Below are 15,917 nucleotides of genomic sequence, written 5' to 3'. Positions count from 1 at the left end.
GAGAGGGAGCAAGTGGTCAGGCGAAGACGCTGTCTTGAATTTTAATAATCATGTTTCAAGGCCGAGCGGTAGCGCGACGGCGAGTTCCCGGTCCAGCGTTTGAAGGCTCGAGTAAAGTGCGCTTGATCGCTGTAACCCACCATGTAGGCAATTTCGGTCGCGGTGTATTTACCGCTGGCTATGAGTTGAAGTGCTGCGCTGCGCCGCGTCTCGTCGCGTAGATCTTCGAAGTCGATGCCGCAATACTTGAGACGGCGCTGCAGCGTTCGAGAAGACAGTCCGATGTTTCTTGAGATAGCGGTAAGTTTGGATTGATCCTGATCCGATATCCGCTCCATAAGTACGCCCGCTGCTTGCGCTGTCGACCTTAAGGCTTCGGTGACTTTCCAGGCGTCATCCCGAACAGGTTGCAGGGGTGTGTCGAGCAGCTCACGGTCGAATTCGATCATGTTGTACTGCGCGTTCATTTCGAGATTCGGCCCCAGGTATTCTTCAAGCGCCTCATCGCCTCTTTCCCTCGGGTTTTGCAGATGCACGCGTATGGCGCCAGGCTCACCGGACATGAGCGGCACTTTTCTCAGCAGCGCCAGAGTGCCGAGAATGACCTGCTTCGGATCAGCCCCGTGCTGCCCGGTAAATTGGTGGATCAGTTTCGTTGTACGGCCTTCGGTGACGATTTCTACCTCTCCTCCTTGATGCAGCAAGTCGGTATAGACCGCCGCCGTTGCGCAAGCCTGAGCGAGATTGGTCGAGCCCAATATCAACTCGCCCCAGGCACCGAGTGAGCGTACTTCGATCAGATGCCCCACACAGGCACCGCCGAAGGGGTCCTGTGCGATAGCCGCCATTTCGTTGGCTATATGAAAACAGGCCGCTCGCGGCACCCAGGCATCAGGGTTTTGAAAAACATGAGGGGAAATGCCGTAACGCCGAAAGAACTCCAGCGGCGACACCCCACGCATGCTCAGGTAGGGGGCTATTTGCCGAAGAGTGCTGAGTTTGATGGATGGCGTGGCATTCGTCATAAGCGTTCGCACCTGTTTTTAAAGGCAATGCACGGGAAAACCGTCTTGGCCCGCAGGGAAACACTAGCGTAAAACTTTTGCCAAAGTCGCGTTATTGACAGCACAGAACAGCTCGATTCAGCGACAGGATCATCGCTTTTGCAGAACCCCAAAACGAAAAAACCCGCCAGAAGGCGGGTTTTTCGGGGGTTCCAGAGATTTTGAAAGCCTTCTCTGCAACCTTGTATGGTGCCGGCACCAGACGAACGGTATGTTTCGGCGAGAGTAGGTTTTTCGGGCATCTGGAGTTCGCTGGAAAATTCGGCGTACCCCAACTAGTAACTATAAACAAATCAGCTAGTTATGGCGTTCTGTGGAATCGAACTCGGGATTTTTTAGATGTCAGCACGTTGTCGGTCTGCAAGTAATTCAGAGCCGCATACGGAATGGTAAACCTCCCGAATTCGAACATTGTTGATCATCCCCTCCGTCGAGAATAGGTAGGAATCCGCCAAAAGCTGCCGTGGCGACAGGCAGCAGACGGCCAGAAGCGGACAGTTACGCAGGGTTAGCAGCCCTTCCTTGAAGCTTGAAGACGTCTACAAAAGCAGGGGGGAGATTCAGGCTCAATTTTTTGCAGCATGTGATCGATCTGCCTCCAGAAGCCAGCACTGCTGGCATTGCGCCTATCTGAGCATTTGTGACAGCATCGCCCGATTAACCTCAAGAGCTTCCTACCGTCATGGGACAGTCAATCTCCCATAGGCGCGGGCGAAGGCTTGCCAGTGGCCCGGGGCTGAGATGAGGCTGTAGCGAGGCTACCATTACACAAGGATAGTTTTGGTCATGTCGTACATTAACTTGCCCAGTGATCAGCAAGCTGCGATCAGTGACGTCGATGAGACGTTGCTTCGGTCAGCAATACGCAAGTGCTTGGAGGAAGAGCGCGTAGGGCCGATTCACGGCCTTGGTCTGAGTGATTGTGGGCCTTATGTGGCTACCAAGCTCAACGGGTTCCAACAAGCGATCGCTGAGTACAGCAAGGCCAAGGCCCATACCAAGCGCGAACGCACTCGGCAGGATGCGCTACATGCCGGCAGTGACCTCATTCACGCTGTGCAGCAAATGAAAGGGCGGCTCGAAACAGAGCGCCAAGAGGGGGAGCTGTTCTTCATTGATGATCAGATCAGGCCACCTTTCCATCTCAGCAAGCGGCTATCGGTGCGAGTGCCGTTCCGCTGGCGGGCGTCCCAGGCTGCAGATTGGAAGCACGGGGAGCTGACTTTCGTCTACGATTTTTCCCCTCAGCCCAGCTATACCCTGCCGCTGCCCAAGCGTAAACCCAGCGCGGCCCAGGTAGCGAGGGATCTCGAAGATAGTCTGTTCCGAGAATGGGAGCGCTTGAAGGCTCAGGCGCTCTTCTCTATGAAGGAATTCTTCCGCGATGGTGGCGACGGTGATGCGGTGCCTGAGGTGTTCGCGGTGAGGCCAAGTCCCTACGGCGGAGGCCTAAATAACTTCAGCTGCAATTTTTGGCAGCCCGAGAGGCCGGCCCCATAAATTCGGCAAGCCATCAGCCTCGGTGCCTATGGCTGTTGTGAACGATCGTCCGCGCACCAAGTCTGCGCGGACGTCCCGCAGCATCGTGAACCGCAGACCATCACGATGACGTCGAGCCTTTGTTGACTAAGGCCAAGGCGTTGGTCGTAGCCGGGCGATGCAATTGATCATTTCAGGAGTGGATGATGGAAAAGGAACAATCGGCTACCAAGATCGCTGGCCCTAAGCCGCAAGACTTCCTGCGAGCGAGGCGTCCGGAGCAGTTCTCAGATTCTGTGAAGCTACAAGAATCAACCATCGACCGCTCCATGCTGGAGTATCACTTCGAGACTCTGAACAATCGAAGCCAAGAGCTTGAGTTCGAGACATTCGTACGGAAGATTTGCGAGCGAGAAATCTGCCCCAACCTGGTTCCCCAGACCGGGCCTACAGCAGGTGGCGACGGTAAAACTGACACCGAGACGTATCCTGTCTCCAGCCAAATTGCCTTTTTCTGGGGTCTAAATGAGGCCCCCGAGTCCGAACGATGGGCGTTTGGGGTCAGCACCCAAAAAGACTGGAAGACGAAATGCACGAAGGATGTCGAGAGTATCATGTCGACCGGGCGTGGGTACGTCCGGATCTTCTGTGTCTCCAGCCGCTTCATCAAGAACAGCTTGAGGGCGCAGCTTCAGGACGACCTTTCGAAAAAGCATGGCGTCAAAGTGACCATCTACGATCGAACCTGGTTGCTTGATAAAACGCTACAGCCTAAGAATCAGCACCTTGCCATCGATCACCTAGGTCTTACAGGCAGTATTGAAAGCAAGATTCAGATCGGCCCATTCGACGCTGACAAGCAAATTCAGCTCACAGAGATCGAACGTCAGATCGAACAGATTGAAGATCCGGGCCGTCTGACGCTCTCCCAGGTCGACCTCTACACCAAGCGGGCCATCATTTACAAAGAGCTGGAACGGGATGCCGTTGCTGTGGAGCATCAGTTCAATATCGCTGTGCGGACAGCGAAAAAGTTTGGTACCCACAGGCAGCATTTCGATGCCCTTTACCAGCTGACATGGGCCGCGTACTGGTGGCTGGAAAATGCCGAACTCTTTGAGGAAACCTTTGAGAAAGCGCTCGGCGTGGCCCAAGAGACCGACAACGTTGAGGTGTGGGAGAAAGTCGTAACGTTGTTCAATCTAGTGGTCACCACTCATCGAGACGGTAAGTGCACCCTTGATGTGGATTCCCTAGAAGCCACTATTCGAGAGAGATTGAACTCGATAGCCGACGACGCGGATATGATAAGCGGCGCATTACAAGCCAAGACCTCTTTGGCGCTTCTAGATCTGCTGGTTGCCGAAAATGAGGAGCAAGCCAATAACACCTTCCGGTCTTTGAGCGAAATCGCTGATAGTGCTCATAAGCTGATTGGCTACCCTATGGCTCGTCTCGTCAACTTGCTCGAAGCACTCGATGTGGCCTTTGGAGATCTCAAGGCCTACGAAGATCTCATGGATAAGCTCATTGATGATGCCGGTGCACGGGAAAATAGCCGGATTAAGGCAGATAAGTACCTGAGGCGAGGAGCGCTGAGCAGCGATAAAAAGGACTACTACAGGGCGATCAAGTGCTTCGGGTTATCCCTGTATGGGCTGTATAGCAGTGAAAGCAAGACGGAAGTCTTCGCTGCCCTTTATATGTTGTCCCATGCATACGATAAGCAGGGCCTGCTCTGGGCTGCGCGAGGAGCAGCGCTGATGGCAGCTTATGTGGTCACCGCTGACGCACTGAAGGAACAGCGAAGCAGTGCTAAGCAAGCTGCTATTTACCAACGACTCATGTGGATTGAAGGTCAACTAGGTCGCGTGGGTCAGTCTTTGACTTGGTATCACTTAGCTCAACTGATCTCTCAAACGGTGGATGAAAAGCCGTGGACAGAAAATCAGAAAATGAATTATGAGGTTCTGATTGGTAAGCTATTTCTCAATGCCAATTTTTCGGACGTTGAAAGAATAGCCTGGCTGCCGGACAAGCTGAATCAGTTGGATCTAGGGCTCAGTGCAGATGCGCTATTGGTATGCTTAGGCCATGAAGATAAAGCGGGGCCTGAGGGTGAGCCAATTGACCTTCACCTTATGAACATGTGGCGCAGTATTGATATGGGCGCTCCGGTGGCCCCGCTCGACCTCTATCTGGATCGCTGGACGACCATAAGCTCCTATATCCTGGGTTGTAAGGTGTCTGTGTCCTTCCCGGTGAAATCTCCATGCATTGAGTTAGCGCAGCAATTGCTGGCTGTACTGGAGAGCTTCTGCGCACCGATGATGGCAGATCATGCAGCGGCTACAGTGCCCGCCGTGAATATTGATATCTTATTGGACGATGAGGATGACTTCATACTGCAGCACAGCTTCGACACCGCTGCGCAGGTAACCTCTGCTGAGATCCTCTGCTCGCCGTTCAGCATTGCCAATTTGACCGATGAACAACGAGATACGATCAGGCAATTTTACAGTGAATTCTGCCTTCACTTTGTGTCCATTATTTGCCCTCAAATTGGCTGGTCGAAAATCGAAGAGATGCTTCGAGACGACAAAGCCCTGGAGCGAGCAGTTGTCTTCAACTGTAATATTGGATTGGACAGCTATTTCATGGGACGTGATGCTGTCCCAGGCATCGGGTCTCATCAGGATGCTACCTTCGAATTGCACAAGCCAACTCGGCGCGTAACTTGGTTTGAGCACCACAATATAGAGCCTATGGATTGGCGCCCTAAATCTAATGTGCCTGAGGAACGTCCAAAACATCCGTTTCAGTTTTCAACAATGAAGCATAGAGAGCTTAAAGTAGTTTCTCTCATCCAGGAGAACCTGTGGAATCAAGCCGGTTGGAGGGGTTTAGGCTTTCAAACATGCGAAGGCGAAACTCCAGTGCTGATGTTTGGCTTCGAGAATGCCGCTATTGGGCATAAGATATTCGAGAACATCGCAAAAACTATCGGAGACAAAGATCCCAATAATGTGTTGCGCATCGCATTGATACGAGGTATTAACAAGCAGAATCCTGCGCATTATCGCGTGGCTGTTACAAGTAATCTTGATCGATCTGATGATGGCTCTTCGAAAGTCCAAACGGCACTTTCTAGAATTCACACCATGACACCAAGCTCTTCTGTAAATATAGACAGATTTTTGAAAAATTACGAAGTGCACAAGAAGTGTCATGTTGCTACGGTGAATGCCGAAGGAAAGCTTGTTAACCATGTGTTAACTTCTGGGGTTGTTGTCATGCATGCCTGGGAGATTGATGAAAACGACCAGGAGATTTCGGCTATCCAGCCTGACGACGATGTCCTTATTCCGGTAAGCATGGAAAATCCTCCAATCAACCGTGCGTTGGCGAAAATTCGTTCATTTGAAGCCAGATAAGGGTTAGTCAACTGCCCCAGATGTCCCATCCACTGCGCCGTGGGGGCTTTCTTGCTTTGCGACGAACGACGCATGACGCATTCGGCTGAAGTCAGATTGGTTCGAGCATCCGCTCCTGGCCGAATGCTGCCTGCCACGAAGGGCCGCAGTCGGCCTTAGCGGTCGTTCGCGAACTGCTGCTTTGGAGTTCAATCTGAGTCGAACCCACCGACCAAGCAGACTACTATGATTTGTTGGATGCTGGAGTTTAGCCCTGTGACTTCGAGCATTGGCCAGAAATGCGAAGAAAAATAAATTCTTGCGACGCATTGCTTACGCCAAAAACCGGTAACCAAACCTTAACAGCTATCATCTGTTGCTAACCTGAGAAAACTGGACGTTCTTATTGGCGTGAGCTATTAGTGAATACAACTCACGGCAAGGATGCTAATTATGGTCAGGTGTATACCGCTAACGTTGGCCTTGGTAGCTCTCGCCGCATCCGCTGGTGATGTCGGCCAGTACAGCAATCAGCAAGAACTGAAGATCAAAGCCTTGAATGGGCTTCAATCGAAATCTCTCAGGGCACACGGGGAGAGCCAACTCTATGTCTATGGCAACGCTCTTCGCGAAGGCAGGGATATCACAGACAGAATAGTGACTGAGCGACTTGACCGTGACCCCGACATGGTTTTAAGAATTCGAGGATCGAATTATGGAGTAATGTCAGAGAGCGGAAACGCTGGTAGTCCATTCAGGGGGGGGAACGGGGTCACTGACCAGACCATTCGCGGTGAAACTGGGGCAGTGGAAGCCGAAAAGTTAGGAGTAGTTATCCCCCCAGAAATTAAGGAGGAAAGACTAAAACAGTCGGGTGAATGTAAAGGCGAGCTTAACGATGGATTGCAAAAACTTCTAATTGCCAAGTGCTTTACATCTCTATCCAACGCGGCCCTCAAAATAACACCATACGCAAGCATTGATAGAACATACACCAGGGGACTTTCCAGTCTCTCCTCACTCGTAACCACATTGGATATTCATCGCTGTGATGTATCTGTTGTACGAAGCGGTCTTTGGGTTACGGCAAAGCACTGCCTAGATGACGTTGACTGGAATCTAGATATATTGCGCATTGTCGTTGAAAACAAGAAAGTGAAAATCACTAAAGCTGTCGCTGCCAAATGCGAGCATGAACCCTGCGATATAGCGTATCTGTACGCCGAAACGCCGCCATCTGCTGAGTTTCCAACAATACTTCCTAAAGGGGTAGAAATCAAATGGGATAATCCAATTTTCATCCCGGGCATTCCATATGGCGCAAAGCTTGCCAGCATATTTGAACCAGAGTCGCCGTACTCGAACGAACCTGTTTCCGCGGATCACGCAAAGCTCAGATATAACGACCTGGTAATGTGGAGCCCATATAACCAAGGTTTCTGTATGAGTCTGGTGAAAGATAACGCCAACTGCATCATTCACACATGCAGTACTGTGAGGGGGTTCTCCGGGGCGCCGATATACAGATACGATCAAAAAAAAGACAAAATTGTTCTTATAGGAATTCACTCTGGAGCCAACGGCGAACCTAATAAGTGCGAAGTTACGAGTAAGAATGTCAATTACGCAAAGCTTATAACTGCCGAGGACTTGCCAAAATGAAAAAATGGATAATAGCAGTTACTGCTTTAATTTCTGGATGCTCTGGAGCACCGACCTCTGATGTTTTTTATACTGGGCCGGCAAATTACGACGAGATCGACAAAGACCCAGCAATGGCCAAAACAAAAGTATTCGTCAAGCGCGGGTACTCTTGTAACTACAAGGCAAAAACAGCTGAATCAGGAGCTTTAGTTGCTCTTCTCCTTCCTACGCTTGTCGAAAAAACCATTGATTACGGATTTGACAAGGTAAAAGAATACAATGCGTATCTCAAGGCTGATGTTACAGTGAAAGGTTCGGCACTTCTAGCCTACAATACTCTGCCTGCTGCATGGCCGCCCAAGGAAGATGGCGATTTGAAGGCCTTGAAAAAACAACAATTCGTTGATAGCGAGATCACAAAGCTAACGAGTTGGTACCTCAAGCAAGATCGCAAACATACAAATAAGGATGAAAGCCTAGAAAAACTGATAGATGACAAAAAAAAGAGATTTGGGGAGCAATTTGATAAGGAAAACATAGCAATTCTCCAAGCATCTGAGAATGATCTTTGTGTTCTTTTGATCTCCGGCAACTACAAAAATGATGCTGACACCAAGGCCCTTGACGACTTTGTGAGCGAGGTAGGCGCAAGTAGAGAAAACCTGCTTGCCTACCAGTCAAAAGTTCCAACAATTGAAAGTAAAGATAAGGATATGCCATTTAAAGGCCTTGTTGGCGCCCCATCTCTTGTATACGAGATGCACATAGTTGTGACTCCAGACTCTGAAGTAAACACTTTTGCTGCCGTGCCTCAAAATCTCTTCTACCCCAACTCCCTCCACAAATGGACAACCAATAAGCCAGAGAGAAAGCTAACTATTATTACAACACTTGGAAGTCATATACAGCCTATCGAAATCCAGCACATAAAAGCTGGAGGCTACTATGATATCAATAAACTCTATGACTACTGGGCAATGTTTACAGCACCTAAAGATGAAGCATTTCAGCAAATTAGCCTCTCTATCTCTGAAGGCCCTGACAAGATGATCACATCAGACTTGTTAGATGCTATAGAAACTCAAAGAGACCCGATCAAGAAAAAAGCTAAAGATTATGCAGACAAAAGGGTTGGCAACACAAAGGACGAGGACAAGTAACCTTTATCCTTTGAAGTACAGCCCTCCCCCGGAGGGCTCGTCTCGAGCTTCCGCAATGGGTCGATAACTGCCATTCATCGGGTAGACGTGACATTTAATTATGACGGCATCACGGGGTACTCGATGGCCTGACGGTCAAACCTAAAACCATCATAGGCTGACTCCTCGGATGTATGCCTGTGCGGATTAGCTGGCGTTTTTGGTCTGAGGGTTTTAAAGGGTTTCAGGGGGTAATCAGCCCCCTAAATCCCCCTGAAAAACGCTGGATTGGTACAAAAAGTGGTACGACAAGAGTGATGCGGGTGCAGCACAGTAGACTGAGGCGCCCAACCTGAATAACCTGCACCACCAATCTACTGCGACGGTGTAGGAAATGGCTTTTCCGGAAAATATCTTTGTACCCATTGGCGTTGTCTCAGCAGCCTTGATCGCAGGAGCTATTGCCTATGCTGGATTCATTTCAACAAAGGAATCAAAAGTTTCAGAGTTTAGACAAAATTGGATCAATAGCCTCAGAGATGAAATTTCAAAATATATTTCTTGCATAGACTCATTAATCGAACACATAACAAAAGACAACGCAGGGATGATGTATGCTCCGACAAAGTTCATGGAGAAAAAACTGGATCACAGTGAGCTTTATACCGAGATGCTCCAAGCCAGGATAAGCATCCTCCTTAGAATTAATAACAAGGAAAAAAAGCCAGAAGATTTTGAAAGAAACGAAAAATTCCTTACTCTCATCGAAAATATATATATCAAGTTTGAAAGCAGGAAATTTGCCGACGTTTATGAGGATATTAAGCTCTTGACTTCTGCCTCGAGAGATCTGCTTAAGCACGAGTGGAATCGCGCTCGCGATGGAGAGAAAAAATTTCAAGAAGCCAAAGCAGTCTCCGAATGGACAATGGGAGCAGCGGGGGCATTTTTAATGGCACTTTTTATGACCATTGGGTACGAAGCCCTTACTACCGCGCTTGCCAGTTCGTCAGCAAGCCCTGAAACTAAAGCAGTCACGACGCTCAAGGCCCCCTAGTTACAGCTCATTGCTGTACATCACAGGTACTCAGCGTTCATTACGGCTGGCATGGATTGATGTGGCCCGGCGACACCAGCACAATGACAGCATCGAGTTCCACAAGGAGACGGATTGATGTTCAACCTTTTGGTCAAATCATCCCCATGGTCTGCGAATCGCGACATTTTCTGGGCGAGTCGTGTGTTCGAATACACGGAACCTCAAATTCAACAACTATTTACCAGCAATCAGTCAGTCGATTTCGACAAGCTGCTACGACTACCTACATTGTTCGCAGAAGAAACCGATCGTACTGAGCTACAAATGGCAAGGGTGGGGCGAATAGTAGAGGTGCGAAAAATCGGAGGCGATGAAATATCCCTTGAGTATTTCTTCGATCCTGCAATTCCCCCCATCCCCCAAGCAGAGCTTATTCGGCTGGCGCCATCGCTTGGCGTTCAAGCAACACGTTACGGTCCACCGTCATTTTCTAGAACCCACTGGGCCGTAAAAGACATCGACCTATTCCACCTGCTGCTTACTCAACGTAACCAACAGACGCGCACACCCAGCGTTTTCAGCTTGGAGCAGTCGCAAACCGTTGATAACGACCTGCTCTCTGCAATGATGCCTTTCGCGGGTTTCGATGGCACCTGGAACACAATTCAACGTGTCGCTATAGCGAATGGGATGCGATCTGGTAGAGCAGATAATTTCTGGGAGCACCATGCAATTATTCAAGACATTGTGTCACTCATTGATCGATCTGCCATCGTCATTTGTGATTGTTCATCAAGAAACGCCAATGTTTTTTACGAGATGGGAATTGCACACAGCTTCGGAAAAGAAGTAATTCTAATTACCCAAAATCCTGCTGACATTCCCTTCGATATCGCTCATCACCGGTATATACGATATCTGAATAATGGAGAAGGCCATCTACAGCTAGAAAGGGAGCTTTCTGCTCGTGTAGCCACCTTGCAGGCTCAACGTGCTAACTCACGCACATAAGCTTGACAGCTTGAAAATGGGCACCAAGGTTCGGGGTTTATTGCCTCTTCCGTTGACGCTTGCTTCAAACGGTGCCTATCGGAGCCAGACCGCGAAAAGTCCCCACACATTTTCGGGCCATCTCCGGCGTCCTGCCGAACGATCACACCTTCTCTTACTGCTCCGTTTCTTCCTATCGACGGAGGAATGCCATGCCGCACTCTGACCTGCTCCCTTCCCTGCTCTACAAGATCAATGAACACCAGCTCGCCCTCGAGGCCGCCATCCTGGAATTATCAAATTAAGTTGAGCAGCGCGGCTCTGCCGAGATGGCCGACAACATCAGGGGTGCCCTGGTCGCAATCGACCGCAACGAGGAGTTCATCAAGATGACACTCGCAGTGATGATGACGCCTGAGTGACCGCTATCAACAAAAGCTGCCGTTCCCGGCGGGCAGCTCTCGGCCAAAGGCAGTCAGTAAGCACATTTTTTTGACTGACCGCTTTAGGCAGGCTTCAAACATTCGACACGAGCATTGCTAATGACAGGTGACTCGTGTCAGCCGTCTGCTTGACTGTCGATACGCGTCCGTTGCTATAGGCAACTGGTCTAATTTTGCTTAATGCCATCGCTATCTAATTTCATGCTCTCGACTGCCTCTGCGAAAGCGTTTGCCGATTGAGTGACCTGATTGCAAAGAGAAATGAACTCGTCGCCATAGTTTGCGTCACTAGAACTTGTAGTCAAAATTTTATGATCGGCATCTACACGGTGCTTGGCCACTGCTTTAATGGCAACTGAAAGCCTGATGGAAAGTTTTAGCTCCACCTCGGCAAGTTCGAGGAGCTGCAACGCACTAAGAGGTCTTGTACTGGCATGAATAAAATCTGGCTCGTGCTTTCCAAGCGCGGATTGCAACAAGGTTTTGATGGGGTTAGCCTTCAGTGAGTCAGGCCCGACAATTTTATATAGCTCACTGCAGCTATCAGCAAGTGCCTTATTGGTATTTTCAACAGGCATTCGCAAGTGCTCGTTATCAACACGCCCGAAAAGTTCATCAGGACTAAAAATAGTATTTAACCTAATAATAGCACCTTGAAGCTTTTGAATTGGCTTGGGGAACTCTACCCAGGCGCCATCATATGTCCGAGCTGCAAACAGTTTAAAATTTTCATCGCTGGGATCGAGTGTCGGGCGGGCAATTTCATGTGCGTGCCAGTGGCGCTGCTCGGCATCTGACAAGGCGTACAAGTCCTTGTAGATAGCTGTGACAAAGGTTTTTCCATCTTCTGATTTACCCTTTCCAAACCGTACGTCGATATATCTTTCATCGGGAGAACTCGATTTGGTCCATATGTGTCCTCCTGCCGACGAGTCATCAACTTCGTACCAGTCTAGATGGCTGAAGTATCGTCCAAGCACTTCTTCCGAAAAAAAGCACAACGCTAGTTGATGCTCTCCACACATGAGACGCTTTTTGTATTCGGAAGGATTAGAACGAGCGTGCTCACTACTGTAAAAATATTCCGTCAATTCTTTCCGGCTGGGAAAAAATATATGAGTTATGACAGGAGTAAATGTGAGCTCTCCACCAGAGTTTGGAGTCGGGAGGCTAACTAAGCTAAGCTCTACATTTGCATTCATGGTTCCTCTGCCAGCATCAACCCATGATTCGATCAACTGCATAACCATTTGGTGCGAGACACGCAACCGCTGGGCCAGATCTATTCCACTTACGCCACCGAACGTGGCATTCTAACTGCGGATAGCTTCAGCAAAAAGTTTTTCTTGAGTAACTTGTTTTAAAGCCACAGCCCACCCCTAATTTATTATCCGCCAGTAATGATTCGCTTGTTGCGTTTACCGATCCCCTTTCGGAGTAAGTCAGATATGGCAATGGCCGTGCTCATAATTGGAGCTAAAACGATGCCTAAGGTAGCCTATCTGCTCTTATACGCACGATGGTAGCAGCAGCTGTAGGAAAGTTGGCAAACGGCTGCTATGACCGAAATCCGCCATTCATGACTGCCCGCTTCTGGCCGACTGCTGCCTGTGAGTGAAGGCGAATTCGTAAAGTCGCCGAATGGCAGGCTTCATGGACCATGAGAAATGTCGCCTGGTACAGCTGCAACTCACGCCCTGCATTTAGTAATGGAGGTAGGAAGCGTTATCTAGCGCGTTGCCGCCTTGTCGGATTCAAGACGTTCTTTTTTGAGCTCTATCGCCAATTCAGTGAGCGCGATCATACGATCATATTGCACAAGCATCATTTGCACGTAGCCACACATGAAGAAGAAAAAGACGTTCGCCACTGCTACGGCAAATACCCAATCCATACGTGCGCTGATGCCTGCGCCGTCGAGAGTTTTAATGAGTGTCGAAATACCGATAAATAGGGCAAGGAAGCCAGGAAAAACCCCAACTTTTTCCAACGCACCGACTACCATGTAGGTGCGCTTTTCGAATCCGCTGCGCTCGCTTTTGAGTTCGAGCGCGCCAAGTTTGAGAGTCTCACGAGAAAGTGCTGCGAGTTCGGGCAAATACTGTGCGTCGATTTGCATTACCGTTTTAACGTTCCACTCCAAAAGGCTGGCAAACGGAGCAGAAATCACTTTTTTTAACGAATGGCGGTACAGCAACACACCCACAAAAGGATAGAGGAACAAGGCCAGATAAGACATGGCAATCAGCACCCAACTTACGTTGAACAGCCAGTGGGCGACGATGGATTTGCCAAGTATGGCCAGTAATACCGCCACAACTGACGGGCTTATCATAGCGAACCAAAAATATTGGGTTTCAAGACGGTAGTTTCTATTGGTCTTGCGTTGGTTGCGACTGATTCGCACGGTTTGCTTGTAGGCTTGCTCGATCTGAGCCTTGATTCGGATATATTTGTCGCTTTCGGTTGTCATGAGATTCCTTCGGAATACGATGATGCAAAGGCAAGGATCGCAGGAATAACCGGTCGATTGAAAGGGCTGTGCCCAGAGGGGATGAGCTGGTGAGCGTCCGCATTTGGCCGTTTTCTGACCTTCGTTTAGATGTTGAACTGCCAGGATTTTCCTAAGCGATGAGTGAGTAATTGCATGGTCAGCAAATAGTAATAGCGCGTCGATTGAGTGTGCTGGTTTAGATGGTGGTTCAAAAACCACGCAAGGTGTTTTCTCTGCCAAGTCCATGGATTGTCGCGTTGCCAGCGCTCAGCGATCGCTGTTTGGATGGCCTTCGCCTGGCGCAGGTGGCGTTGGCGCGTGGTATGAGACCCGGTCAGGACGCCCGTCAGGAACAGATCCATATCGAATACCGTGCTCATGCGAGACCACCAATGTAAGCGGCCACCACGACGATACGGTTGTGCCCCAGCTCATAGCTGATTTGTACTCGGGCTTCCTGATCGAGACGTCGGTCGAGTTGATAGCAATGGCCACCGTTGATGGGGGCAGGATGGTGGGTGATTTGCTCATAGCGTTCGCACGCATAGGCTGCCCGCAATTCGTGGAAGCCTTTGAGGTTGTACTGATGGAGGATGTCCCGTGCAGGACGGACGATTCCCCGTTGGAAATCGAGGTAGGTTTCGTTCGGTGCAAGTAGGTTGCGGCTACCATCGGGTGAGACCTGTTCGGCGAATCTCAGCGCCTCGCGAATATGATCATCCGCCCTGATCCAGCGAGGTGCCGAGGCACCTGAGCGGCCCCCCTTGGTGCCATCCTGGATGTTGATCTTGCCGTATTGTTCGGCCTCACGTTTTAAGCGCGGAAGGTCGGCCAAAATGGCCTCACGTAAGCGCATGCCGGTGGCTCGCGCTAACTGAGCGATGGCCGCGGCACGCGGCTGCTGGTGTGCGCAAAGCACCTCTACGACCCTCTTCACATGTTCGCGGTCTTGGCCTTGCGGCACCGAACGACGAACACTGGTGCGCCGCATTCCTAGCGCCTTGCTCGGACTCGGTACTTTCACATACTGATCACCGCGAAGCGCTGCAAGGGTCCGATTGACGCTGGACAATCGGTTTTGCGCAGTGGTGATGGCGAGATCGCTGCGCTCAACCAGGTGACGCAGATGCTCCGCGTAATCCAGCAGGGTCTGCCGATCAATCTGCCGTGCGTCATTAATTCCCGGGCCATCCTCCGACCGACACCAGCGTACAAACGCCAGCCAACGATCACTGTGTGCTTTGACCGTCCCGTAATGCCCGCCGCCAAACAGATCGCGTAGCGCCTGTGGCCCGGCATAACTCAGTTGCCGGCCATAGCCAAAATTGCGCCCGTCACGTTTACCTACCAGTGCCATGATCAAACTCCTGTCGAAGCCAAATCTTTGAAGCTTTCCCCACGTCATCCCGCCAAGAATGTTGAGTGTTATCAGGGATCAAGGCCCCTGCGACCTGTGAGGGTTGTCCACTAACGCGGGACTGGCGGCTCTTTACGACCGGGAGCTTGGGCATCTCATGATCTGGCCTCCTGAGCACTTCCGAGGAAGTGGGCGGGTGGAGGCTGCACTGGTTGACGAGACCAGCACCGCGAGATCCTGAGTCGGGTGAAGGCAGTGATGCGATGACCGGGGCATGCCTGACTGTCAGTCAGGTGCGGTCCATTCCGTGGGCTGCGGCACCATCATCTGCATCGCTGTTGCCGGTGACTTCGGTGTTTGTCACGCCGATTGTCACGAGGGGGAATGCCGCAAAGCCTTGTACGAGTTGGGCTGCAGCAGCGGTAGGAGCGCCCGTCTCTTTCCGGAAGAAAGAGACGGGCGCAGGTTGGCGCAATGAAATGGCCAAGCGGATAGGTTGCTGCAGGGCAGCTATAAAGGGGGATGAGTTGCCGCAGTGGCACTCTGGTAGAAGTAGGCATCCATCACATCGCTGTGACCGTGCGAGCCGCCAGACGCTAATCGCACTTTGGGAGAACCACCACGTGGCGTAGCCTTAAAGGTTCTGGCTACCTGGGTTGCTGTCAACGACAGCGCTTTGCCCGATCTTTTCTACGCCTGTGGATAATTTGGGTCAAGGCTCGAATTTTCGGGAACTCTGCGGCTGTGGATGAAATTATCCACCGGTGGAAATCTATGGTTTTCCACAGATAATTTGCGTGGGCTTTAGATTTTTTACATGAGGTCCATCCAAGCAGGGCGGCTTTGCAGCCCCGC

General features: G+C 50.4%; 11 protein-coding genes and 1 pseudogene. 7 read left to right on the top strand and 5 right to left on the bottom strand.

Annotated features, from left to right (window positions below; all coding sequences use genetic code 11):
• Nucleotides 1–41: 41 nt before the first annotated feature.
• Complete coding sequence (locus tag AC07Y9_RS07860; protein ID WP_102680706.1) at nt 42–1,025, bottom strand: helix-turn-helix domain-containing protein; 984 nt, start codon at nt 1,023–1,025, stop codon at nt 42–44.
• Between the two features lie 825 nt (nt 1,026–1,850).
• Here AC07Y9_RS07860 and AC07Y9_RS07855 point away from each other — a divergent pair.
• The 7 genes and pseudogenes from AC07Y9_RS07855 to AC07Y9_RS07825 all read left to right on the top strand — a co-directional run bounded on the left by AC07Y9_RS07855 (nt 1,851) and on the right by AC07Y9_RS07825 (nt 11,190).
• Nucleotides 1,851–2,564 carry a hypothetical protein gene (locus tag AC07Y9_RS07855; protein WP_102680704.1) on the top strand — a complete coding sequence of 238 codons (714 nt, stop codon included), beginning with the start codon at nt 1,851–1,853 and terminating at the stop codon, nt 2,562–2,564.
• Nucleotides 2,565–2,749: 185 nt separating this feature from the next.
• Nucleotides 2,750–5,977 (top strand): hypothetical protein, encoded by a 3,228-nt coding sequence (locus AC07Y9_RS07850; protein WP_102680703.1) that lies wholly within the window; start codon nt 2,750–2,752, stop codon nt 5,975–5,977.
• Between the two features lie 432 nt (nt 5,978–6,409).
• Nucleotides 6,410–7,618: a S1 family serine peptidase gene (locus tag AC07Y9_RS07845; RefSeq protein WP_146021797.1), complete on the top strand. Its 1,209-nt coding sequence runs from the start codon at nt 6,410–6,412 to the stop codon at nt 7,616–7,618.
• Entirely contained in the window at nt 7,615–8,760 is a 1,146-nt protein-coding gene (locus AC07Y9_RS07840; protein ID WP_146021796.1) for a hypothetical protein, read from the top strand. Before AC07Y9_RS07845 ends, AC07Y9_RS07840 begins: the two co-directional genes overlap by 4 nt.
• Before the next feature lie 373 nt (nt 8,761–9,133).
• Entirely contained in the window at nt 9,134–9,796 is a 663-nt protein-coding gene (locus AC07Y9_RS07835) for a hypothetical protein (RefSeq protein WP_146021867.1), read from the top strand.
• 117 nt (nt 9,797–9,913) lie between these two features.
• On the top strand, nt 9,914–10,789 hold the full coding sequence (locus AC07Y9_RS07830) for a hypothetical protein (RefSeq protein WP_178085542.1): 876 nt from the start codon (nt 9,914–9,916) through the stop codon (nt 10,787–10,789).
• A 191-nt stretch (nt 10,790–10,980) separates the two neighbouring features.
• Nucleotides 10,981–11,190, top strand: a pseudogene (locus tag AC07Y9_RS07825) (hypothetical protein).
• A 188-nt stretch (nt 11,191–11,378) separates the two neighbouring features.
• Here the strand turns inward: AC07Y9_RS07825 and AC07Y9_RS07820 are convergent.
• From AC07Y9_RS07820 to AC07Y9_RS07805, 4 genes are all read right to left on the bottom strand, one after another.
• Nucleotides 11,379–12,413 (bottom strand): hypothetical protein, encoded by a 1,035-nt coding sequence (locus AC07Y9_RS07820; RefSeq protein WP_146021794.1) that lies wholly within the window; start codon nt 12,411–12,413, stop codon nt 11,379–11,381.
• Between the two features lie 527 nt (nt 12,414–12,940).
• Nucleotides 12,941–13,684 carry a hypothetical protein gene (locus AC07Y9_RS07815; protein WP_102680699.1) on the bottom strand — a complete coding sequence of 248 codons (744 nt, stop codon included), beginning with the start codon at nt 13,682–13,684 and terminating at the stop codon, nt 12,941–12,943.
• Nucleotides 13,685–13,809: 125 nt separating this feature from the next.
• On the bottom strand, nt 13,810–14,085 hold the full coding sequence (locus tag AC07Y9_RS07810) for a hypothetical protein (RefSeq protein WP_102680698.1): 276 nt from the start codon (nt 14,083–14,085) through the stop codon (nt 13,810–13,812).
• Nucleotides 14,082–15,062 carry an integrase domain-containing protein gene (locus tag AC07Y9_RS07805; RefSeq protein WP_102680697.1) on the bottom strand — a complete coding sequence of 327 codons (981 nt, stop codon included), beginning with the start codon at nt 15,060–15,062 and terminating at the stop codon, nt 14,082–14,084. The genes AC07Y9_RS07810 and AC07Y9_RS07805 overlap by 4 nt, the downstream gene beginning before the upstream one ends.
• Between the last annotated feature and the right edge of the window lie 855 nt (nt 15,063–15,917).

This window comes from Pseudomonas sp. GW456-L12 (assembly GCF_059424045.1).
This window is presented reverse-complemented; position numbering and strand designations above follow the sequence as displayed.

Bases quoted from the DNA above. Each gene is read 5' to 3' on its own strand.
- AC07Y9_RS07860 (WP_102680706.1), bottom strand. From the start codon at position 1,025: ATGACGAATGCCACGCCATCCATCAAACTCAGCACTCTTCGGCAAATA.
- AC07Y9_RS07855 (WP_102680704.1), top strand. From the start codon at position 1,851: ATGTCGTACATTAACTTGCCCAGTGATCAGCAAGCTGCGATCAGTGAC.
- AC07Y9_RS07850 (WP_102680703.1), top strand. From the start codon at position 2,750: ATGGAAAAGGAACAATCGGCTACCAAGATCGCTGGCCCTAAGCCGCAA.
- AC07Y9_RS07845 (WP_146021797.1), top strand. From the start codon at position 6,410: ATGGTCAGGTGTATACCGCTAACGTTGGCCTTGGTAGCTCTCGCCGCA.
- AC07Y9_RS07840 (WP_146021796.1), top strand. From the start codon at position 7,615: ATGAAAAAATGGATAATAGCAGTTACTGCTTTAATTTCTGGATGCTCT.
- AC07Y9_RS07835 (WP_146021867.1), top strand. From the start codon at position 9,134: ATGGCTTTTCCGGAAAATATCTTTGTACCCATTGGCGTTGTCTCAGCA.
- AC07Y9_RS07830 (WP_178085542.1), top strand. From the start codon at position 9,914: ATGTTCAACCTTTTGGTCAAATCATCCCCATGGTCTGCGAATCGCGAC.
- AC07Y9_RS07820 (WP_146021794.1), bottom strand. From the start codon at position 12,413: ATGAATGCAAATGTAGAGCTTAGCTTAGTTAGCCTCCCGACTCCAAAC.
- AC07Y9_RS07815 (WP_102680699.1), bottom strand. From the start codon at position 13,684: ATGACAACCGAAAGCGACAAATATATCCGAATCAAGGCTCAGATCGAG.
- AC07Y9_RS07810 (WP_102680698.1), bottom strand. From the start codon at position 14,085: ATGAGCACGGTATTCGATATGGATCTGTTCCTGACGGGCGTCCTGACC.
- AC07Y9_RS07805 (WP_102680697.1), bottom strand. From the start codon at position 15,062: ATGGCACTGGTAGGTAAACGTGACGGGCGCAATTTTGGCTATGGCCGG.